Source organism: Bacillus timonensis (genome assembly GCF_000285535.1).
GTDB lineage: Bacteria > Bacillota > Bacilli > Bacillales > Bacillaceae_L > Ferdinandcohnia > Ferdinandcohnia timonensis.
This window is the reverse complement of the sequence record NZ_HE610990.1, coordinates 23,306-42,857: the sequence shown is the minus strand read 5'-3', so window position 1 is coordinate 42,857 and position 19,552 is coordinate 23,306. Positions and strand designations below refer to the sequence as shown.

23 protein-coding genes and 1 other annotated feature are annotated in these 19,552 nt (G+C 38.0%); of the genes, 15 read left to right on the top strand and 8 right to left on the bottom strand.

The features are described from left to right. Positions 1-47 precede the first annotated feature (47 nt). The 3 genes from BTHG_RS22290 to BTHG_RS22280 all read left to right on the top strand — a co-directional run bounded on the left by BTHG_RS22290 (position 48) and on the right by BTHG_RS22280 (position 2,201). The gene (locus BTHG_RS22290) at positions 48-614 is read left to right on the top strand and encodes an undecaprenyl-diphosphatase (protein ID WP_232284516.1); all 567 of its coding nucleotides are present in this window, start codon (positions 48-50) and stop codon (positions 612-614) included. 107 nt (positions 615-721) lie between these two features. Then, positions 722-925 (top strand): hypothetical protein, encoded by a 204-nt coding sequence (locus tag BTHG_RS22285; protein ID WP_010284736.1) that lies wholly within the window; start codon positions 722-724, stop codon positions 923-925. Positions 926-1,010: 85 nt separating this feature from the next. Continuing rightward, entirely contained in the window at positions 1,011-2,201 is a 1,191-nt protein-coding gene (locus BTHG_RS22280) for a trans-sulfuration enzyme family protein (protein WP_010284735.1), read from the top strand. Between the two features lie 84 nt (positions 2,202-2,285). Here the strand turns inward: BTHG_RS22280 and BTHG_RS27160 are convergent, their stop codons facing one another. Beyond that, complete coding sequence (locus BTHG_RS27160; protein WP_187370824.1) at positions 2,286-2,453, bottom strand: hypothetical protein; 168 nt, start codon at positions 2,451-2,453, stop codon at positions 2,286-2,288. Between the two features lie 144 nt (positions 2,454-2,597). Further along, positions 2,598-3,350 carry a metallophosphoesterase family protein gene (locus BTHG_RS22270; protein ID WP_148361285.1) on the bottom strand — a complete coding sequence of 251 codons (753 nt, stop codon included), beginning with the start codon at positions 3,348-3,350 and terminating at the stop codon, positions 2,598-2,600. Positions 3,351-3,491: 141 nt separating this feature from the next. On the opposite strand from BTHG_RS22270, the gene BTHG_RS25620 reads away from it, so the two are divergent. Next, entirely contained in the window at positions 3,492-4,379 is an 888-nt protein-coding gene (locus BTHG_RS25620) for a polysaccharide deacetylase family protein (RefSeq protein WP_010284733.1), read from the top strand. Between the two features lie 66 nt (positions 4,380-4,445). Here the strand turns inward: BTHG_RS25620 and liaG are convergent, their stop codons facing one another. Continuing rightward, positions 4,446-5,282 (bottom strand): LiaG family protein, encoded by an 837-nt coding sequence (liaG, locus tag BTHG_RS22260; RefSeq protein WP_425321169.1) that lies wholly within the window; start codon positions 5,280-5,282, stop codon positions 4,446-4,448. A gap of 174 nt (positions 5,283-5,456) precedes the next feature. Then, complete coding sequence (locus tag BTHG_RS22255; RefSeq protein WP_010284710.1) at positions 5,457-5,774, bottom strand: winged helix-turn-helix transcriptional regulator; 318 nt, start codon at positions 5,772-5,774, stop codon at positions 5,457-5,459. Between the two features lie 132 nt (positions 5,775-5,906). Between BTHG_RS22255 and BTHG_RS22250 the strand changes: the two genes are divergently transcribed. From BTHG_RS22250 to tyrS, 3 genes are all read left to right on the top strand, one after another. Then, complete coding sequence (locus BTHG_RS22250) at positions 5,907-6,758, top strand: VOC family protein (RefSeq protein ID WP_010284708.1); 852 nt, start codon at positions 5,907-5,909, stop codon at positions 6,756-6,758. Positions 6,759-7,015: 257 nt separating this feature from the next. Beyond that, positions 7,016-7,438, top strand: a complete 423-nt coding sequence (locus BTHG_RS22245; protein WP_010284707.1) for a GreA/GreB family elongation factor — start codon at positions 7,016-7,018, stop codon at positions 7,436-7,438. A 108-nt stretch (positions 7,439-7,546) separates the two neighbouring features. Next, positions 7,547-7,765 (top strand) — a binding site (T-box leader). A 268-nt stretch (positions 7,766-8,033) separates the two neighbouring features. Continuing rightward, entirely contained in the window at positions 8,034-9,278 is a 1,245-nt protein-coding gene (gene tyrS, locus BTHG_RS22240) for a tyrosine--tRNA ligase (protein ID WP_010284705.1), read from the top strand. A gap of 56 nt (positions 9,279-9,334) precedes the next feature. Here the strand turns inward: tyrS and BTHG_RS22235 are convergent, their stop codons facing one another. Both BTHG_RS22235 and BTHG_RS22230 read right to left on the bottom strand, forming a co-directional pair. Continuing rightward, positions 9,335-10,186 carry a CAP domain-containing protein gene (locus BTHG_RS22235; protein ID WP_010284694.1) on the bottom strand — a complete coding sequence of 284 codons (852 nt, stop codon included), beginning with the start codon at positions 10,184-10,186 and terminating at the stop codon, positions 9,335-9,337. 167 nt (positions 10,187-10,353) lie between these two features. After that, positions 10,354-10,869 (bottom strand): DUF3231 family protein, encoded by a 516-nt coding sequence (locus tag BTHG_RS22230; RefSeq protein ID WP_010284692.1) that lies wholly within the window; start codon positions 10,867-10,869, stop codon positions 10,354-10,356. Between the two features lie 161 nt (positions 10,870-11,030). Here BTHG_RS22230 and kynB point away from each other — a divergent pair, with 161 nt between their 5' ends. Next, on the top strand, positions 11,031-11,648 hold the full coding sequence (gene kynB / locus BTHG_RS22225) for an arylformamidase (RefSeq protein ID WP_010284691.1): 618 nt from the start codon (positions 11,031-11,033) through the stop codon (positions 11,646-11,648). Positions 11,649-11,720: 72 nt separating this feature from the next. Here kynB and BTHG_RS26935 read toward each other — a convergent pair whose 3' ends face one another. Next, a complete protein-coding gene (locus BTHG_RS26935) occupies positions 11,721-11,870 on the bottom strand; it encodes a hypothetical protein (RefSeq protein ID WP_157256247.1) in 150 nt (49 codons plus the stop codon). A 327-nt stretch (positions 11,871-12,197) separates the two neighbouring features. Between BTHG_RS26935 and nagE the strand changes: the two genes are divergently transcribed. From nagE to BTHG_RS22195, 5 genes are all read left to right on the top strand, one after another. Then, positions 12,198-13,646, top strand: coding sequence for an N-acetylglucosamine-specific PTS transporter subunit IIBC (nagE, locus tag BTHG_RS22215; protein ID WP_010284690.1), 1,449 nt, complete (start codon positions 12,198-12,200; stop codon positions 13,644-13,646). Between the two features lie 178 nt (positions 13,647-13,824). Next, positions 13,825-14,997, top strand: coding sequence for an N-acetylglucosamine-6-phosphate deacetylase (nagA, locus tag BTHG_RS22210; protein ID WP_010284689.1), 1,173 nt, complete (start codon positions 13,825-13,827; stop codon positions 14,995-14,997). Then, positions 14,998-15,792, top strand: coding sequence for a glucosamine-6-phosphate deaminase (gene nagB, locus BTHG_RS22205; protein WP_010284688.1), 795 nt, complete (start codon positions 14,998-15,000; stop codon positions 15,790-15,792). Then, entirely contained in the window at positions 15,749-16,474 is a 726-nt protein-coding gene (locus BTHG_RS22200) for a GntR family transcriptional regulator (RefSeq protein ID WP_010284686.1), read from the top strand. The genes nagB and BTHG_RS22200 overlap by 44 nt, the downstream gene beginning before the upstream one ends. Before the next feature lie 17 nt (positions 16,475-16,491). Further along, a complete protein-coding gene (locus tag BTHG_RS22195; RefSeq protein ID WP_010284680.1) occupies positions 16,492-17,409 on the top strand; it encodes a DUF7916 family protein in 918 nt (305 codons plus the stop codon). 247 nt (positions 17,410-17,656) lie between these two features. Here BTHG_RS22195 and BTHG_RS22190 read toward each other — a convergent pair whose 3' ends face one another. Further along, positions 17,657-18,103 (bottom strand): VanZ family protein, encoded by a 447-nt coding sequence (locus BTHG_RS22190; protein WP_010284679.1) that lies wholly within the window; start codon positions 18,101-18,103, stop codon positions 17,657-17,659. 140 nt (positions 18,104-18,243) lie between these two features. Between BTHG_RS22190 and BTHG_RS22185 the strand changes: the two genes are divergently transcribed. Beyond that, positions 18,244-18,648: a rhodanese-like domain-containing protein gene (locus BTHG_RS22185; protein ID WP_010284678.1), complete on the top strand. Its 405-nt coding sequence runs from the start codon at positions 18,244-18,246 to the stop codon at positions 18,646-18,648. 273 nt (positions 18,649-18,921) lie between these two features. Continuing rightward, a complete protein-coding gene (locus BTHG_RS22180; RefSeq protein WP_026021935.1) occupies positions 18,922-19,323 on the top strand; it encodes a MerR family transcriptional regulator in 402 nt (133 codons plus the stop codon). The last annotated feature ends 229 nt before the right edge of the window (positions 19,324-19,552 follow it).

Below are 19,552 nucleotides of genomic sequence, written 5' to 3'. Positions count from 1 at the left end.
ACGTATATTCTAGTTGGATACTAGAAGGGGGAGTAATCTTGAATGTAATGGAGTTAAATACGGATATTTTTTATCAAATTAATGGGTTAGGCAAGGAATTACCGTTTTTGGATATGCCGATGATGTTTATTGCAAATTACACTTTGTATTTTCTTATCCTTGCGGTTATTTTTTATTCGTTTAATAGAGGCTCACAAAACCGTGTCATGGTGTTGAGTGCATTGGCTTCCGTTGCGGTAGGAGTGTTATTTGGAAGAGTGGCTGGAATGTTTCACTCCAATAATCAGCCGTTTGCGGAACTGCCGAATGTAAATCAACTGATTGAAAAAACAGTCGATAATTCATTTCCGAGTGACCATACAATCATTTTTTTTGCCGTTTGTTACTCCTTTTTTCTGTATAAGAAACCAGGCAGATACATGTGGATGGCACTTGCTTGTATAGTAGGAATTTCCCGAATCTGGGTGGGCGTACACTATCCTGGTGATATTTTAGTAGGTGCATTACTTGCCATGCTTTCGGCCTTTTTATTGTATATCCTTGTACAAAAAATGAAATTTTCAAATCGCAAAAAGCAAGTCGAAATCCCAACAGCAAAAGAAAAAAATTATTAATAAACCGAATCGCAAGTTTGTTAAAAAGGAATCGTTTCATCTTTTGGAAAAAAACCAACCTGGTAACAATCTCAAATCATGCCTATCGAATCAAGGATAACGCAAGAATGTTCTTCATGATTACCATTGTTTCAACAGTTGCATTTTGTGCGGTAGGGACACTTGCTTCTACAAAAGTATTTACTAAACAAATGCATCTTGAATTTCCTGCAGAACTATCGTTATTTACGAAACTTAAGAAAGTCAATGATTTAAAATCAAATGTTATTATTCAAGAGGTACCTGCCCTAAGGATTTACACTATGGGGTAGGTGCCTTTTTCTATAAGATATATTCATTGAAATAAAAATGCGAAAAATATAGAATTATATAAAAATGGAGGAGTCTGAAAAAAAGATGAACACTAACAAATCTCAAACTTATAATAATGAAACATTGGTGTTACATGCAGACCAAGAATGGGCTAAAAAGGAGAAGGGTGTTTCACCAGCTATTTATTATTCAGCAACGTTTAGTGCCGAGGATTCAGCAGAGTTTGCCGAAATGGCAGGAACACCACTTCATCCGAGATACTATACACGTTATGGTAATCCGGTTCATGAGCGAGTCAATAAAATCATGGCGGATTTAGAAGGTACTGAAACAGCACTAGTTACTGGTTCTGGAATGGGGGCTATTGCGTCTACCATCTTAGCGTTAGTTTCTGCAGGCGACCATGTTATCGCACAAACAAGGCATTATATGAGTACGGCCAAAATTATGGATGAAATGTTACCAAGATTCGGTGTTGAGGTAACAGTAGTTGAACAGTCCGAAATTTCAGCGTTTGAAGAGGCAATTCGTCCAAATACAAAGCTGATTATGCTTGAAACTCCTGCTAATCCCACTTTGGTTATTACAGATCTGGAGGCTGTTGTAAAGGTAGCAAAGAAGCAGAATATTATTGTTGTAGCAGATAATACATTTGCATCACCGCTTAATCAACGACCACACGATGTTGGTGTCGATGTAGTTGTACACAGTGCAACAAAGTACCTAGGGGGGCATCATGATATAACGGCTGGTGTTATTTGTACAAGCACGAAGCTTGCGGAAAAGATTTGGGATACACATACATCGATTGGTTCAGTCCTATCACCAATGGATGCATGGTTATTGTTAAGGGGTCTAAGGACGCTCCCGTTGCGGATGGAACGTATTAATTCGAACGCATTAGCCTTAGCAGAATTTTTAGAGGAACAACCTGAAATAGAAAAAGTATATTATCCAGGACTGCCGAGTCATCCTCAGCACGAACTTGCCAAAAAACAAATGAAAGGCTTTGGTGCTGTGATTGCGTTTGCGATTAAGGGAGACTATAACGCTACTAATCGATTTGTATCCGCATTAAAACTTTCTACAAATGCTGTTAGTTTAGGTGGAGTTGATTCATTAGTTGTCCATACCGCAGCAATGTGGGAGGGGGCATTGACTGAAGAACAAATGAAAACCGCAGGCATCCCTGCCAATTTTGTCCGCTATTCTGTTGGTTTAGAGCATATTGAGGACTTGCAGGCTGATATTATTCAGGCCTTAAGGGAACTATAAAAAGTTTTTCGTAAGTGAGAAATTATTAAAAGGATGAAAAAGTAAGAAAACACCGCTCATGTTTCGAACGGTGTTTTTTGCATATTAGGTTAAAGGATTATTCTGTTTCAATAGGTTTGAAGCGGGAAGTGTAATGATTTTTCCGCCGATTTGCACATGAATGGAATCATTAAATATTGCTTTTACTATCCCTTTAAGCTGGACAGTTGAATTAACCGTGATCTCTTTTTTAGATTCGTTATTTGTAGTCAAGGCAATTCTCCTCTCAAGATAGATATTTATATAGAGGTAAAATAAAAAACATTGTAACCCATATTTATGAAAACTATACATGTAAAATATCGCTTTTACTTATTTTACCTTGATTATTTTGTCTTGTGCAAGTTCCGCGATTGTTTATTTTTCATTTTTCGGTGTTCCTCGGTAAACAGCTTCGCGAAGCTCTGTTGCATACTTATCAAAGTAGGGAAGACCCATTTCGGCTGCAATATGTAATTCCTTTTCGATGTCATATGGAAGACGAACGATTTCGATTGAAAAAGGTGCGACCTCTTTCGATTGATATTCACCGTGTAAAATTGCAAAGGTGGCTTTTGTTGTATCCAACGGGTTACCGACGCTTCCGACATTTAAAAGGGTTTGCTCTGTATCCATTGGTTCTATTAAGGCAGCATGGATGTCTCCAAATCCAATAATGTCTGGTGTTCTATCCTCTAATGGTACAATCCATTCAGACAGATCAAACATTGCTCGTTTTTCATCACTAGAATGTATCATTGGTACAACACGGTGGTGGACACTTTTTGCAGAGGCGTGGTATAACCGAATATATTTCCCACTCATATAGAAGTCATAGTGGAAGGGAAGGGTTCCTAAGTATGAAAGGCGTTCCTCACCTAGCTGATTACGGTGCCAAGTAATCCCTTCATCGGGATGTTCATTTTGAATAAAGTCATCCCAATTTCCTAAAAGCACAACCTCACACACTTCTTGAATCCGGTCAACTGCCGTAGCTGAGTTCGGCCCTTTTCCTACAAGGTCCCCAAGACAAATAATCGTCTTGATTCCACGACTTTTTATATGTTCTAGAACAGCTTCGAGTGCTGTTATATTTCCGTGAATATCGGAAATGAGCGCAATACTCATGATTCGGCCCCCTTGGTTTTAGTATATTAGTTTAATAATAAAATAGATTGAAAATTTTGTCAGTACCAAATTTGGTCAAAATTGTTAAATTGTCTTTCTATATTTGTACCATGTGTTTAGAATGAAGACAAAGGGGGCTCTGTCATGGTTCGAAAGATAGTACTATTTGTTTTCGTATGTTCGGTATGTATGTTATCTTCTTGTGTATCAAAAGAAACGAAGGTTGCTGGGGGAGTGCCTTACGGGGATCACAAAATAGAGCCAAAGGAGAATTCCATTCCAGATGCAAGATTTCCTGCAGATACTACCTGGAAAAGTGAATACCTACTTGAAATTAAAGGGGAATCCCCATTTCTAGCAAAAGAGTCTGTAATATCCATGCAAAAATGGCGTGATGAAATCATTGAATTTTCGAAAACGCAAGAAAAAGTATTTATTAATGGCCCAAATAATAAACAGGTGGCTTTAACCTTTGACGATGGGCCAGATAGTACGGTGACTTCAGCTGTGATTGGAGTTTTGGACCAATACGGGGTAAAGGGAAATTTCTTCTTTGTAGGAAGTGAAGCAGAGAAACATCCAGAGGTTGTGAAAGAGGCTTATGAAAAAGGCCATCTCGTTTTAAGTCATAGCTATCACCATGTTCAACTTGATAAGTTGGGAGAAACTGAAATTCAAAATGAAATAGAGCAGGCCGGAGATGTGCTTGAATCAATCATCGGCAAAAAGCCTGCCTTTCTAAGAACACCTTATGGGTCAACAAACGAACTAGTTGCGGACGTGGCCAAAGAAAAAAAGTACTCCATTATCCTTTGGTCAATTGACTCACTTGATTGGGCACAAAAAAGCCCGGATGTCATTTATTCCAATGTAATCTCTAATATCCGAAACGGTGATATCATTCTCATGCACACAGATTCTGATGAGTACGACACATATGAAATATTGCCAAGGGTCATTGAAGAGCTAAAGAAAAAGGGATTTGAAATTGTAGATTTAGAAACAATGCTTGGAATATCTCCAAATCAATAAAACAAGAATCGTAGGCTTCATTGAAAATGAAACCTACGATTCTTGTTATTCTCGAGCTCTGTAACCTTATCTTATCGTTACTTTCCCACTATTTACTTCAATGTTCACATCATAGGTGCCAGCACCATGCTTGCCTTGGATATTTCCTTTATCCCTTTTGGATTCATCCAGAGATAAATCATTGGAGATATAGCCGCTATTTACTTTCCCGTTTAGTGTAAAGTCGGCATCATTCGGTAAATCAATATCAAGTAGGCCAGATTTTACACTTGCATCAATGGAATCTTTAAGGTCTGAAAGGGTTGCTTTTAAACGTCCAGAGGATACATCAGCTTCTAGTTTCCCTGTATACTCATCAATCGTTACATTCCCGGAATGAACCTCAATTTCTCCACTTTCTGTTGTGAGCTTCTCAATTTTAGAATTCCCGGAAGCAACATTATGTGTAAATGTTTTTACAGAGAGGTCTTGCAATCTCATATTTCCAGAATGAACATCTGCGGAAAGCTCGTTAAGCTTCATTGGTTTACCGTCAAATTCCAAATGGCCAGAGCCCACGATAAGCGATAAATCTCGGTCATAATCTTCCGGAATAAACACGGTTAGCTTGGTATTATCAAAGAAAGGGAACCAGCGCCAGTTAAAGAATCCACGTTCATAGGTAACCTCAATCGAGTCACCGCTTTTTGATACATGAACTTTTCCTTTCCCTTTCAATTCGGCTTTTACATCATCACGATTTTCAGGGATTACAGTCGTACTAATTGATGTAAGATCGATTTCAATCTTATCAATTTTTTCCGTCACCTTGGCTGAATCTCCAGAATTACCAAAAGAAAGCCCCGGAATCCGGTAGAGGTTTGTCATCAAAAGGTAAACTCCAATAAGAATAAAAAATATCACTACTATTTTTTTCAATTTTCCAACCTGCCTTTATCATTTATTCTATCCTTATCGTAAATGAAGAATAAGAACGGTGTAACGCACCACCGATATATTTCTAGATAAGACCTAAGGCGTATGAAAGAAAAAAGCAGATTGCAATACTATACAATCTGCTTTAGCTTTGTTGATGTTTTAGGAATCTATTGTAACCCATTCCTGTGACCATTCTTGGATTTTATCCATTAGCGGTTTTAGGGCGGCCCCTTTTTCTGTTAAGGAATATTCGATACGTACTGGGGTTTCTGGGTAGACCTGCCTTTTTACAATACCTTGATTTTCCAAATCCTTGAGTCTTTCTGAAAGAACTCTTCCACTTATACCAATCGAAGACTCTATTGTACAAAAACGCTGCGGACCTGAAAGAAGTTGATAAATAACGAGGCCCGTCCAGCGTTGACCGAGTAAACTCATAGCTTTTTCAAATTTAGGACAAATTATATTTGTATCCATCGTTCCTTCACCCCTATGAATATATTATAGCGCATTGTAAGAAATAATAAACTTACTTGACATAATTCAATTACAAAAATATAATTACTTACATAAAGTAAGTTACTAATAAAATTTAGGAGGCACACGAAAATGAAATTTCAACGCCCACCATATACATTTGTTGAACTTGTAGAATTAAAGGTGACCGATTTACAACGTTCTTTAACGTTCTATCAAAACATTATTGGTTTTAAAGTATTAGAGCAATCTGGAAATAAGGCACTATTAACTGCGGATGGTAAGACACCATTATTATCAATTGAACAGCCTGCGAACATTGCGCCTAAGGAGCCGCGTCGAACTGGGCTTTATCATTTTGCGTTGCTATTACCATCCCAGGCTGATTTAGGAAAAGTACTTTTCCACTTAGTCCAAAACAATGTTCCAATTGGCGCATCAGATCATTCTGTGAGTGAGGCACTCTATTTAGATGATCCAGATGGTAATGGAATTGAAATTTATAGAGACCGTCCCGACACAGAGTGGGAATGGAATAATGGTGAGGTCAAAATGGTGACAGATCCTCTTGATGGACAAGGTGTACTTGCAGCTGCGAATGGTGAAAAATGGACTGGGCTTCCAGAGGGAACAGTTATGGGTCATATTCATATGCATGTTTCAGACATAGCAAAGACAGAAGAATATTATACAAAAGGACTTGGATTTGATGTTGTTTGCCGTTACGGTAGGATGGCATTATTTATTTCAACAGGCGGGTATCATCATCATATCGGTCTCAACACATGGAATGGTGTAGGAGCACCTGCACCTTCTGAAAATAGTGCAGGGATTAAACAATTTACACTTGTACTACCAAATGAAAATGCATTACAAACAACCGTTGAAAACCTAAAGAAACTAGGCGCATATGTCCAAGTTGAAGATGGAGTCGTGATAACAAAGGACCCATCTGCCAATAAAATAAGACTTGTTGTTGCATAGGTGTTATAAGGTGAAGTAGCTATTTCGTATAGCTACTTTTTTCTTGATAGGTACTGAAGGATTTTGTCGAATTAACAGTCTGCTAGATAACTAGTGTCACTGGAATCATTGTGGTATAATTGGAAGTGTATAGTAGACCTTTCTGTGCTTAAGGAGGGTCTACATTTTTATATTCAAATAGAGGAAGGGGAAATAAAAAATGAAGGTAGAAATGAAATTTTGCAAGGTGTTTGATGCTAGCAAGGAGGATATCTACTATGAGCCATAAGGAATATTTTGTCGAGCAGCTACGGACAATTGATACAAATTTTCAAGAATTAAAGAATCTCTATTTATCCTCCACACCCCTTAAGGAGAGAAATCCACACTTTCTTAGCTCATATATAAACGAACTTGAAAGTTTCTTAAAAGATGAAGTGGCTGAACCAATACCAATGGTTTTTATCGGAACAAAGGTAACTGTCGTGTTTGATGGGGAAGACGAGACAGAGGATTATTTTGTATGTTTACCAAAACATTCAGACCCAGATGCAGGTTGCATCTCATTTTTATCACCAGTCGGCAGACAATTGTTATTACGAAAAATAGGAGATAAAGTGTTACTGCAAACACCAGCGGGCGGTCTCCCAATTACGATTCAAAATATTACATTTGCAGGTAATTTGCTTTTACAACAATAGTGTAGAACAAAAGATAAAGCGCTTCCAGCATTTGTGCATAAAAAAGGAAGAGGAATTTTTACTTGTTATTTGCGACACTATCCGATAAAATAGCCATTATATTCAAATAGAAAAGTGATGATAGGAATCAGTAGCAGTTTATCTCCCTGTTATAGAGAGCCGGTGGTTGGTGAAAACCGGAACATAGATAAATGTGAATTACCTCCTTGAGCTTTCTTTGTGAACCCAGGTCGGTAATTAGCAAAGAACGGACGAGCCGTTATTCGAATGAGCGGAAGATATTTATCTTCAAACAAGGGTGGTACCGCGTGCAACCACGTCCCTTTTTAGGGGCGTGGTTTTTTGTGTTGTTTTTAGGGTTAGGAAGTGTCCCTCAAGGACAAGGGTTTAAAAGCTGGAGGGTACATGTAGAAATGTTTTCAAGCCGCGGTCACACGGACAAAAGCATGTTGAACGCGGGCTAAGTGTCTTTGAGCAGTTGTCTCAAAGACAAAAGCCCATCAATGCTAGAAAAAATGTCCCTGACCTAAATTTCCTAAATCGTAAATCAATATAAGAAAGACATTTTAAAATCACAAATCAGGAGGAAAGCCGAATGGAAAACTTTATCGAACAACTAACAGATCAACAAAAAGTGGAACTAGAAAGACAATTTGCTATCTATACAAACGGTATTCAAGAGGTTGTTCCTGCACACGAATTAAAACAAAAAATCGCAAAGTCTCTTGTTACCAAGAAACCATTAAAAGTAAAGCTAGGCCTTGACCCATCTGCGCCGGATGTGCACTTGGGACACACAGTTGTTTTAAATAAATTAAAACAATTCCAAGAAAACGGTCATGTGGTCCAGCTTTTAATTGGAGATTTTACAGGAAAAATTGGGGACCCAACTGGTAAATCAGTTGCGCGTAAACAGTTAACAGATGAAGAAGTGAAACACAATGCGAAAACATATTTTGAGCAATTTGGAAAAGTATTGGATACTGAGAAGGTAGAACTTCACTATAACTCGAAATGGTTATCTGCTTTAAACTTTGAAGACATTATTAACCTTGCTGCAAGCATAACTGTCGCTCGGTTACTTGAAAGAAATGATTTCTCTGAGCGTTTGGCGACAGGAAAGCCGATTTCTCTTCATGAATTTTTCTATCCACTTATGCAGGGTTATGACTCTGTAGTGTTGGAAAGCGACATTGAACTAGGAGGAAATGATCAGCATTTCAATGTCTTAATGGGACGTCATTTACAAGAACATTTTGGAAAAGAAAAACAGGTTGTCATTCTTCTTCCACTTTTAGAGGGACTAGATGGCGTTGAAAAAATGTCCAAGTCCAAAGGAAACTATATTGGTGTTGATGAAGCACCAAATGATATGTATGGGAAAACAATGTCCATCCAGGATGAAATGATGGCGAAATACTTTGATTTAGTTACTGACCTATCGTTGGAAGAAAAGAATGAAATCAAAGCAAATCTTGAAAGTGGAACTTTACACCCACGTGATGCAAAAATGCTTCTTGGAAGAACCATCGTGAGAATGTACCATGGTGAAGAAGCAGCCCAGCAGGCTGAAAATCATTTTAAAACAGTCTTCCAAAAAGGAGTAATGCCAGAGGATATCCCCGAGCTAACTTGGTCCGGAGACGCTAAAATTTCAATTATTGACTTACTTGTTCAATTGGAATTACAAAAGTCCAAAGGGGAAGCTCGAAAAATGATTCAAAACGGTGGTGTGAAGCTGAACGGCGAGAAGGTTGAGGACATCCATCTTGAGATTGAAGTGAAAGAGGGTATGATTGTTCAAGTTGGAAAACGAAAATTTGTTAAACTTAACATGTAATTAAAAAGTGAGGGCTGACATATAAATATGTCGGCCCGTTTTTGTATGAAGTGTTTTTATTTTCCTATAAACATTTGTGACCAGTAGTTTCCACTTTGTTGATGACCAACTCCAATATGAGTGAAGTTTGGATTAAGGATATTTTTACGGTGTCCTTCACTGTTCATCCAAGCGTTAACTACTGCTTCAGGAGACGTTTGTCCTTTTGCGATATTTTCACCAGCTGTTTTGTACGATACTCCGAAATCCCTCATCATATCAAATGGAGATCCATACGTTGGACTTGTATGTGAAAAGTAGTTTTTTTGTTGCATGTCATTAGCTTTCGTCTTGGCCACTTTGCTTAATCCTGCATCAGTTTTAAGGGCAGGTAAGCCATTTTTCTTACGTTGTGCATTTGTAAGATCTATTACCTGTTTTTCAAAATTACTTACACCAGCTGTCGGTGCCGGAGTAGGAGCAGGCTGCTGTGTTGCAGGTTGACGATTCTGTTCACCAGTTGTTGTATCTCCTGTTGGGTAATTCGGTGCCGGAGTAACATTGTTCGGTGCTGGAGTTACATTATTTGGCGCTGGGGCAACATTATTTGGTCCCCCTGTAAAATGATAGTTCCCATTTGGAACTACGTTTGTACCGTTTGGAGTACGGACTACAATTTTTTTATTGATGAAACGAAAATACTTTTGTTCACCTTGAGCATTTTGAACACTGGTTGTATGTGGATATCGATCACTCGATGTTGTCGTGCGATAAGGCTGATCTTGTTTTATGATATAGCCATTATTTACGTTTTCTACGTTTGCTGAACGGTTTTTATCATCTGCCGCATCGTTATTTGTATTACAGGCAGACAATAAAAGCATCGCAGAACCAAGAATTGCTACACTTGTTTTTGTAAATCTTTGCAAGTTAATTCCTCCTTTGCATGATTTGATTTACTTTTATATTTTGCTTCTTCCTTACATAAAGTATTGGTGGTAATAAAAGAGAGGACAGCTAAAATGACAGTGGTAGTAAGCAAAGTTAAACCACTACAAAAAAAGGCAGATTCAGTAAGAATCTGCCTGCAAGGTATTTAACATCCCTCAGTTTTATTAATATGAAGTGGAGGAGGAACAAGCCACCCTTTTTCTTTGTTAAGACGTAGCATTCTCGCGCCAAATTGTGCTTTTTTCAAATGGAATTGCCCATACATTGTAGCAACATCTTCCCGAATTGATTGTCCAATTAGGGTACTACAAGCAACTAAGCCTGCTGCGATATCAGCGGAAACTTTAGCTGCAATTTCAGGATCTTGAAAACGTGCACCAGGAGGTATATTTTCAAGGCACGCATTAGGTCGCTCTGGAGGTGCGGGAGGTAACCCAACCCCATTTTCTTTTAATAAGGTTTCTACCTCTTCAATCTCCAGTTTGAGGCCATTTTCAATGATGTCTTCTACGATTTTTTTTAAATCATCATCACCAGTATGATTAAGTAAGGTTTGGTACGCAGAAACCATTCCTTTTGCTGTTAATAAGTGTGTCCATACACCGAAAACTTCACCATAATGCATCGGTTCTTCTTTTGGATTACCGCTTAAAATTCCCATCATTTTCCTCCTCAATGATTGTTTTCTCACTACATCACCTTCTTTTTGAGAAGACATTTCTAGAATCTCCGGAGAAAAATGTTTTATGATAAGAATAAAATGACAGAATTGTTACAACTAAATTATACTAGAGGTAAGAAAACGTTAGAGGTGATTAATAAATGAAAATCATTGATATTTCACAGCCTTTAAGCAGCGCGACACAAGAATGGCCAAACGACACTCCATTTGAATATGCTCTAACATGGTCAATAAAGGAAGCTTCAACTGTTAATGTAGGAAAAATCACAACAAGTACACATATTGGTACTCATATTGATGCACCCTTCCATTTTGATAATGAAGGAAAAAAGGTGCATGAACTTGACCTTGATCGATACATAGGAAAAGCGAAGGTAATTGAGGTATCAGGTAAAAAGGAAATTGGAGTCGAGGATTTAAAACAATTTGATTTATCTGGTGTGAAACGGTTATTAATACGAACAAACTCTTGGAAAAATCGAAAGAAGTTTCCAACCTCTATTACAAGCTTAAAACCAGAAATTGCTTTATTTTTAGCTGAAAAAGGAATTCGCTTAATTGGGATAGACACTCCATCTGTTGATCAGTTGGATAGTAAAGATTTACAAGCTCATCATCATTTATATCAACATGGCATATATATTCTTGAAGGGATTGTCTTAGAGGGTGTGGAACTTGGTGATTATGAATTAATTGCACTCCCACTCCCAATTGAAGGTGCAGATGGAAGCCCTGTGCGAGCAGTCTTGATGAAATAATGGGAGAATGAAGAAGAATCCATTGTCATACCAATGGATTTTTTTGAACCCCTTGAAAGGGAGGGAAGACAATTAGCAGAGAACAGGAATGATATCGTTTTCATTCACAAGTTCTACTTTGAATAGGATTTCCATTTGTTTAATCTCATACATTCCATTTTCATAAACATAAAGAACTTCATACAAATCGTTATTATAGACGACTTTATCACCTTGTTTCATGGAATACCTCCTAATCAATGGCTTATCCTTAGTGTAATATATAAACATCCCTTCTTCTATACACCTTTAGTTATATTGTTGTAGATAAAAATGCTGATTTCACAAAAAATTCTCTCTACATTTTTTGTGGGGAATTCAAAAAAATTGGTATAGACAACTAAACCCCTTGGTGTTAAAATGAATTCCGGTAATAAATCTAACTATGCTTTGGTTACACTATTGTGTAAGCGTTACCTGATTTTTGAAATTATGCTTGATTATTTTGAAGTAGTTTAAAGACCAAAGAATGGAAGGAAGACAACAAATTTAAAGGAGGAAATATACAACATGATGAAGTATCTTCAAAAGCTTGGTCGTTCTCTGATGCTACCAGTTGCTGTATTACCAGCAGCAGCTATCTTGATGGGTATCGGTTATTGGATTGACCCTGATGTTTTTGTAACAGGTAATGGTAGCCCTATAGCTACTTTCTTAACGAAAGCAGGGGGAGCCATCATTGACAATATGTCACTTCTCTTTGCAGTAGGTGTTGCTTTGGGTATGTCAAAAGACAAGGATGGCTCAGCAGCACTTAGTGGATTGGTGGCCTTTTTAACAATTACAACACTACTTGGCACAAACTCTGTAGCACAGCTACAAGGAGTTGACGCAACGGCAGTAAATGCTGCATTTGGAAAAATAAATAACCAGTTTATCGGAATAATCTCCGGTATTATCGCTTCCATCATATACAATCGCTTCAGTGAGGTACAATTACCGGATGCATTGGCTTTCTTTAGTGGGAAAAGACTTGTTCCAATTTTGACATCTGTTGCAATGTTAATTGCATCTTTAGTGCTAATATTTGTATGGCCAGTCATCTATTCAGGATTAGTTGCATTTGGTGAAGCAATTGTTGGTTTAGGCGCAGTTGGTGCTGGTCTTTATGGATTCTTCAATAGATTGTTAATACCAACAGGACTTCACCATGCACTAAACTCTGTATTTTGGTTTGATGTAGCTGGAATCAATGATATTACTAATTTCTTGGGTGGTAAAGGTGAAAAAGGTGTTACAGGTAGATATCAAGCTGGTTTCTTCCCAGTTATGATGTTTGGTTTGCCAGCAGCAGCACTTGCAATGTATCACACAGCAAAAACAGCCAGAAAGAAACAAGCTGCATCCTTATTAATGGCAGCTGGATTTGCGGCATTTTTTACAGGTGTAACAGAACCACTTGAATTTGCTTTCATGTTCTTAGCACCAGGACTATATGTTGTACATGCTTTATTAACAGGTATTTCACTATTTATTGCAGCATCATTCCATTGGACTGCAGGATTTGCATTTAGTGCAGGTTTTGTTGACTTTTTCTTAAGTTTACGAAATCCAATCGCAAATCAACCTTGGATGTTGTTAGTTCAAGGACTTGTAATCGGTCTTATTTATTATGTTCTGTTCCGTTTCTTAATTCTTAAATTTAATTTGAAAACACCGGGCCGTGAAGACGAGGAAGCTGTTGAAACAACTACCCAGGCTGATGGTAAATCAAGATTCGCAGCAATGGCAGCTCAAATTTATGAAGGTTTAGGTGGAGACGAGAATGTAACATCAGTTGACAACTGCGTAACACGTTTACGTTTAGAAGTAAAAGATATGGAAAAAGTTGATCAGCAAAAAATTAAGGCAACCGGCGTTCCTGGAATCAATATTGTTGGTAAAAACAGCATTCAAGTTATAGTAGGAACAAATGTACAATTCGTTGCCGACGAGGTTCATAAAATTCGAAAAGAGTAGTAGATGAGTAAAGGGGCTATCCAATAGGGTGGCCTTCTTTTTGTATAAAAGGAAAACACAATAATTTCATTATAAGTAGGGAAAAGTAAGGGGAGAATAAGAAATACTTTAGTGGTATAGACAACTAGCTCTCGTGAAAGATATAATGAAGATAAGAAATATAAAAGGAGTCCTTACTATGATTATAACAAATCTTACTATATTTTCAGAGGATGGCATTATCGAAAAAGGATTTATTGAAATTGATGGAGATAAGATAAGGAGAGTTGGCCATGTTGCTGACTTTCAAGCAAGTGATAAAGAGGAAGTTATCGAATTTGACGATTCTTACTCATTGATACCAGGTATGATTGATCTACATATTCACGGGGCAAGCGGAGCTGACGTAATGGACGCAAGACCTGATGCATTAAAAACAATGGTAACCACGTTACCGAAAGAAGGCACTACGAGCTTTCTTGCGACTACCATGACAAAATCACAAGAGGATATAGAAAATGCAATTGGTACAATTGCTAATTTTATGCCTACACAAAATCCGGGTCATGCAGAAATTTTAGGTGCACATCTTGAAGGACCATTTTTATCTCCCAAAAGAGCAGGAGCACAACATCCGGGTAATATTATAAATCCAAACGTGGAATTGTTTAAAAAGTGGCAGGCTTTATCAGGTGACAATATTCGACTTGTTACACTAGCACCAGAGGAACCAGGAGGCTTAGAGTTAACGGCTCATTTGAAGAATACAGGTGTAGTTGCTTCCATTGGACACTCTGACGCGGTTTACGAAGAAGTTGAAGCTGCTATAGAAGCGGGAGTTACTCACGCTACACATTTATTCAATGGAATGCGCGGGATTCATCACAGGGAGCCAGGTGTAGCAGGTGCTGTTCTTTTACATGATGAAGTAAAGTGTGAGATGATCGTCGATGGTATTCACGTAGCACCAAAAATGGTGAAATTTGCATATAAGAATAAAGGAAGTGAAGGTACCATTCTTGTAACGGACTCAATGCGTGCAAAATGCCTGGTCGCAGGAATGTACGACCTCGGTGGCCAAGAGGTTATCGTAAATGAGGAAAGAGCTGTTTTAAAAGATGGAACATTGGCAGGAAGTATTTTAAAATTAAATGACGCCGTTCGAAACATGATGAAATTTGCGGATTGTTCTCTTAAGGATATAACGGAAATGACGGCCGTTAACCCGGCAAAACAAATCAATGTGTTTGACCGAAAAGGAAGCATTAAGGCTGGTAAGGATGCAGATTTAGTGATAGTAAATGATCAATTAGAGGTAATCATGACATTTTGTCGTGGAAAACTTGCATATTCCAATAGGGAGGGAAAATAGATGAAAGTTGTGGCAGTGAAGAATTTTGAAGAAATGAGCCAATTTGCAGCAGCTATGATTTCATATCAAGTAAAAGAAAAACCTAACTCGGTATTAGGACTTGCAACTGGTGGGACAGTTGTTGGAACGTATAAAGAATTAATTAAGGATCACGGGCAAAATAAGACATCTTATGAAAACATTCATACCGTGAATCTTGATGAATATCTAGGTATTGAAAAGGACCATCCAAATAGTTATCACCATTTCATGATGGATAACCTTTTTTCACATATTAATATTACAAAAGACAATATCCATATTCCAGACGGGTTAGCAACGGACTACGAAGAGGAAAGCAAAAAGTATGAGAAGGTAATTTCTGATTTAGGTGGAGTTGACCTTCAGTTGCTTGGAATTGGAGTAAATGGGCATATCGGTTTTAATGAACCTGGTACACCATTTCAATCGGTAACACATGTTGTTGAGCTTGAAGAATCAACAAGACAAGCAAATATGCGCTTTTTCAACAGCATCGAAGAAGTTCCAACACATGCAATTACAATGGGAATCTCCACAATAATGAAAAGTAAAAAAATCCTCTTGCTGGTTTCAGGGAAAACAAAGGCTGATATTCTCGAAAAAGTAATAAACAAGGATATCACTGAAAGGATTCCGGCTACTGTTTTAAAGAATCATCCTGATGTTACGATTATTGCAGACGAAGAGGCGCTTTCATTAGTGGATGATGAAAAAAAGAGGGGCTTTGATCGTGATAAAAAAGAATTCACCAGTACCTATTTACTTTCAAATTGAACAGCGTATTCGTGAAAAAATCGAAACGAAAGAGCTAAAACCTGGTGAAATGATTCCGTCCGAAAGAGAATTCGCTCAGAAATACCAAATCAGCAGGATGACTGTACGACAAGCCATTAATAATCTTGTAAATGAAGGCTATTTACAAAGAGAACGTGGAAAAGGGACTTTTGTGGCGCTGAAAAAATTCGAAAAAAATGTAAAAGGCTTAACGAGTTTCTCTGAGGATATGCGCTCTAGAGGGTTTGAGCCAGGCACGCGCGTTTTAGATTTCACGGTAATTGAAGCTGACACTTTGATCGCCACAAAACTTCAACTGGAAGAAGGTTCAAAGGTCTATGAAATTGAATGTTTGCGACTTGCTGACCAGCAGCCAATTGCGTTCGAGGTTTTTTATATGTCAGAGGATCTTGTACCTGGATTGACTAGAGAAGTAGCTGAGAATTCCATTTATCGGTTTGTGGAGGGAGAGATTGGGCTTCATATTACATCGGGAGTCCAGGAACTGGAAGCAACCACTGCTCACAAGCGGGAGGCGTCTAACTTAGGTATCAAAGTTGGAGATCCTGTGCTTTATATCCAACAAATCACCTACATAGAACATCAGCAACCACTTGAATTTGTAAAATCGTATTACAGAGCTGACCGGTATAAATATAAGGTGGAAATGGTCCGAACATAAATTAGGAGGGTAACATCATGAAACGACTTTTAGATTGTACAGCCTCGGATTTTAAGAGAATGAACGGACAAGATCTAAAGCAATCGATAAAAGCCTCGGAAGGAAGGGTCATTTTATCAGAGGTTATTGGCTCTTTTCAACCGATATACCCAGCAGTCACGAATGCAGAAATGGCATCTGCATTTGGGGCCGATTTATTAATCTTTAATTATTTTGATGTCTTTTCACCTTTCGTAGAGGGATTCCAGGCTAAAGAAGGTGAATCAATTGTTGAGAAGCTAAAGGGGCTGACAGGCAGACCAATTGGATTAAATTTAGAACCTGTTGATCCAAATGCTCAGCAGCTTGAAGCATTAAGTCAACTTCCAAAAGGCCGTTTGGCAACGGAAGAATCCTTACGTGAAGCGAAACAGCTTGGCTTTGATTTTGTTTGCCTCACTGGTAATCCAAAAACAGGTGTCACAAATAATGAAATTGTCGTAGCAATTAAGAAGGCTCGTGAAGTGTTTGGAAGTGAAGGCCTCGTTATAGCAGGGAAAATGCATGGTGCAGGTGTAGTCAACGAAACCGGAAGTGGCATTGTTTCAGAGGCGGCGTTAGAAAGCTTTGTTGAAGCAGGAGCAGATGTCATTTTAATGCCAGCACCTGGGACTATTCCAGGGATTACTCTAGAAATAACGGAGAGAAATGTCCGCTTTGTTCATTCAAAGGGAGCGTTGGTCATGCTCACTATTGGTACAAGCCAAGAAGGGGCAGATGAAGCAACAATCCGTCAAATTGCATTAACTAGTAAGATGGCAGGAGCAGATATCTACCATATTGGTGATGCGGGGTACCATGGAATTGCAATTCCTGAAAACATCATGACCTATTCAATCGCTATTCGCGGAAAGCGTCATACATATGTAAGAATGGCAGCTTCTGTTAATCGGTAAAATGTGGGTTCAAAAAGGAGGTTGAAACGGACCGAGTCGCCGCCACGGCCTTATGTCTTGTCGACACTAGAACATCCTGTGCGTCGAATTTCGAGGCAGTGCAGCTTTGAGTACAGGTGCGTATGCAGTTAATACGTGAGGAACGGAGAAGCAAACCAACGCAGAAATTCGATGTCTCAATTTGACCGACCCATTGAACATCTTTAAAAAAGGAGATGATGGTTCAAATACATTTACGTATTTGACCTCATCTCCTTTTTTTACGTCGTTTACGAAACCTCATAACCTGCAATAAAATAAACCCAATTACAGCACCAATGGTGTTTAGAATAATATCATCCACATCAAAACTTCCTAGCATGCTGAAAAGCTGAAGGACTTCAAGGGACGAAATACCAATGACAAATGCACAAAGAAAGAAAAAGAAATTTGAAAGCCTAGGGAAAAGAACCGGTAACACGATCCCAAACGGTATAAAAACACCTATATTTCCTGCAATATTGATGATCCAAATATAAAAAGGAAAATGATCATAATACGTAAAATAATTTTTGATTGTAGAAAAAGGTGTGAGATTATACCTGAATTCTTCTCCTTTTGTCCGGGAAAATGCAAAAAACATCCAATATAAAAGAAATAGTGAATAGGTGATAAACACCACACCAGCTAAAAAGCGTTTTGTAGCTTGCCCCACTTTACGATAAACCCCGATCTTTAAAAATTTTTCCTAGTCTACCATACCGCAAAAAGATAGCGATGTCACATGTGATTTTTCATTCCTTTGCTTTTTTGATTATAATAATGATAATACGCATATGAAAAGGAAGGTTGGAAATGGATACAATTACTTGGCTGCAAATAGGGGTAGGGGTTCTTTTTGTTGTTTTTATTTATGATGCAATGAGACCAGTTAGAAATCTTAAACAATTATCAGAAATCGAGTTTAAAGAAAAAATGAAAATGCCACAAAATATTGCGCTCATTGATGTACGTAATCCTTATGAATATGAAACAAATCATATTAAGGGTAGCATCAATCTACCCCTATCTAAAATAAAACGAAATAAAGTGGAATTTCCAACCGATAAGGATATTATCCTCTATTGCCAGACAGGGATACGAAGTAAGCAGGCGGCTAAAGTCTTAAGAAGAAGGCATAAGAACTTACCACTATCCCACTTGAAGGGTGGCCTATATAGTTTGAAATCACAAACCACTCTGGCACAAAAGAAAAAGTAACAATTGCAAACCGTACCCAAAAACCGTCACGTTTGACTGTACGGTTTATTATACATATAATAGAAGAATAGAAGTCTAATAGAAGGGGTGGGTTCAAAAAGGAGAATGAAAAGGACCAATAATTTCGAGGCCACGCAGCTTTGAGTACCGGAGCGTATGCGGTTAATACGTGAGGAATGGAAAAGCAAGCCAACAAAGAAATTCGATGTGTCATTTTCACTGACTTTTTGAACATCCTTTAGAAGGGGTGATGTCGTTGGGAAGTTATACCGTATTGGGGAACTAGCAAGAGAAGCAAATGTATCGAAACGTACGATTGATTATTACACACAACTTGGTATTTTAACTCCTGAACGATCTGACTCTAACTATCGGTTCTATGGTGCTGAAGCTGTGGAAACCCTTCATCTTGTTTCCCAGTACAAGGAGTTAAACATCCCCTTACTTGAAATCAAGGAAAAGGTGGAGCTATTAAAAACAACTCGTGTAGAGCAAGAGAAAGTCTTGAAATACACGCAGGATTTATCAAAGAGAATGGAGTATTTGGAAACAGAACTCAAAGAAATGAAGCCAATCTTAGATTCTCTATCAAAAGAGGAACAAAAAAATGTAATGAACAAAATGTCCACACAGAGCATGGCTCTCGCAAAATTGCTCATGGTTCTGTTTACTTGAATCAAAGAATCATATAGTTATGAAACTTACAGAATAAAAATTCATTCTTATAGAATAAAAAATCATTGTCATCAATACTTTGTATAAACAACATTTCTTTGTAATACATTTGCAAGAAATGTAAAAGTAAAAATGCAGTTCAAAATGGAGGATAAAAAGGACCGCGTTGACTAGAACGCCACGTAATGTGGCAATATCGACACTAGCAAATCCTGTGCGTCGAAGTTTC

What these genes read in the sequence shown, in the direction of transcription:
- BTHG_RS22290 (WP_232284516.1), top strand. Translation starts at nt 48, where the DNA reads ATGGAGTTAAATACGGATATTTTTTATCAAATTAATGGGTTAGGCAAG.
- BTHG_RS22285 (WP_010284736.1), top strand. Translation starts at nt 722, where the DNA reads ATGTTCTTCATGATTACCATTGTTTCAACAGTTGCATTTTGTGCGGTA.
- BTHG_RS22280 (WP_010284735.1), top strand. Translation starts at nt 1,011, where the DNA reads ATGAACACTAACAAATCTCAAACTTATAATAATGAAACATTGGTGTTA.
- BTHG_RS25620 (WP_010284733.1), top strand. Translation starts at nt 3,492, where the DNA reads ATGGTTCGAAAGATAGTACTATTTGTTTTCGTATGTTCGGTATGTATG.
- BTHG_RS22255 (WP_010284710.1), bottom strand. Translation starts at nt 5,774, where the DNA reads ATGGATACAAATATAATTTGTCCTAAATTTGAAAAAGCTATGAGTTTA.
- BTHG_RS22250 (WP_010284708.1), top strand. Translation starts at nt 5,907, where the DNA reads ATGAAATTTCAACGCCCACCATATACATTTGTTGAACTTGTAGAATTA.
- BTHG_RS22245 (WP_010284707.1), top strand. Translation starts at nt 7,016, where the DNA reads ATGAGCCATAAGGAATATTTTGTCGAGCAGCTACGGACAATTGATACA.
- tyrS (WP_010284705.1), top strand. Translation starts at nt 8,034, where the DNA reads ATGGAAAACTTTATCGAACAACTAACAGATCAACAAAAAGTGGAACTA.
- BTHG_RS22230 (WP_010284692.1), bottom strand. Translation starts at nt 10,869, where the DNA reads ATGGGAATTTTAAGCGGTAATCCAAAAGAAGAACCGATGCATTATGGT.
- kynB (WP_010284691.1), top strand. Translation starts at nt 11,031, where the DNA reads ATGAAAATCATTGATATTTCACAGCCTTTAAGCAGCGCGACACAAGAA.
- BTHG_RS26935 (WP_157256247.1), bottom strand. Translation starts at nt 11,870, where the DNA reads ATGAAACAAGGTGATAAAGTCGTCTATAATAACGATTTGTATGAAGTT.
- nagE (WP_010284690.1), top strand. Translation starts at nt 12,198, where the DNA reads ATGATGAAGTATCTTCAAAAGCTTGGTCGTTCTCTGATGCTACCAGTT.
- nagA (WP_010284689.1), top strand. Translation starts at nt 13,825, where the DNA reads ATGATTATAACAAATCTTACTATATTTTCAGAGGATGGCATTATCGAA.
- nagB (WP_010284688.1), top strand. Translation starts at nt 14,998, where the DNA reads ATGAAAGTTGTGGCAGTGAAGAATTTTGAAGAAATGAGCCAATTTGCA.
- BTHG_RS22195 (WP_010284680.1), top strand. Translation starts at nt 16,492, where the DNA reads ATGAAACGACTTTTAGATTGTACAGCCTCGGATTTTAAGAGAATGAAC.
- BTHG_RS22185 (WP_010284678.1), top strand. Translation starts at nt 18,244, where the DNA reads ATGGATACAATTACTTGGCTGCAAATAGGGGTAGGGGTTCTTTTTGTT.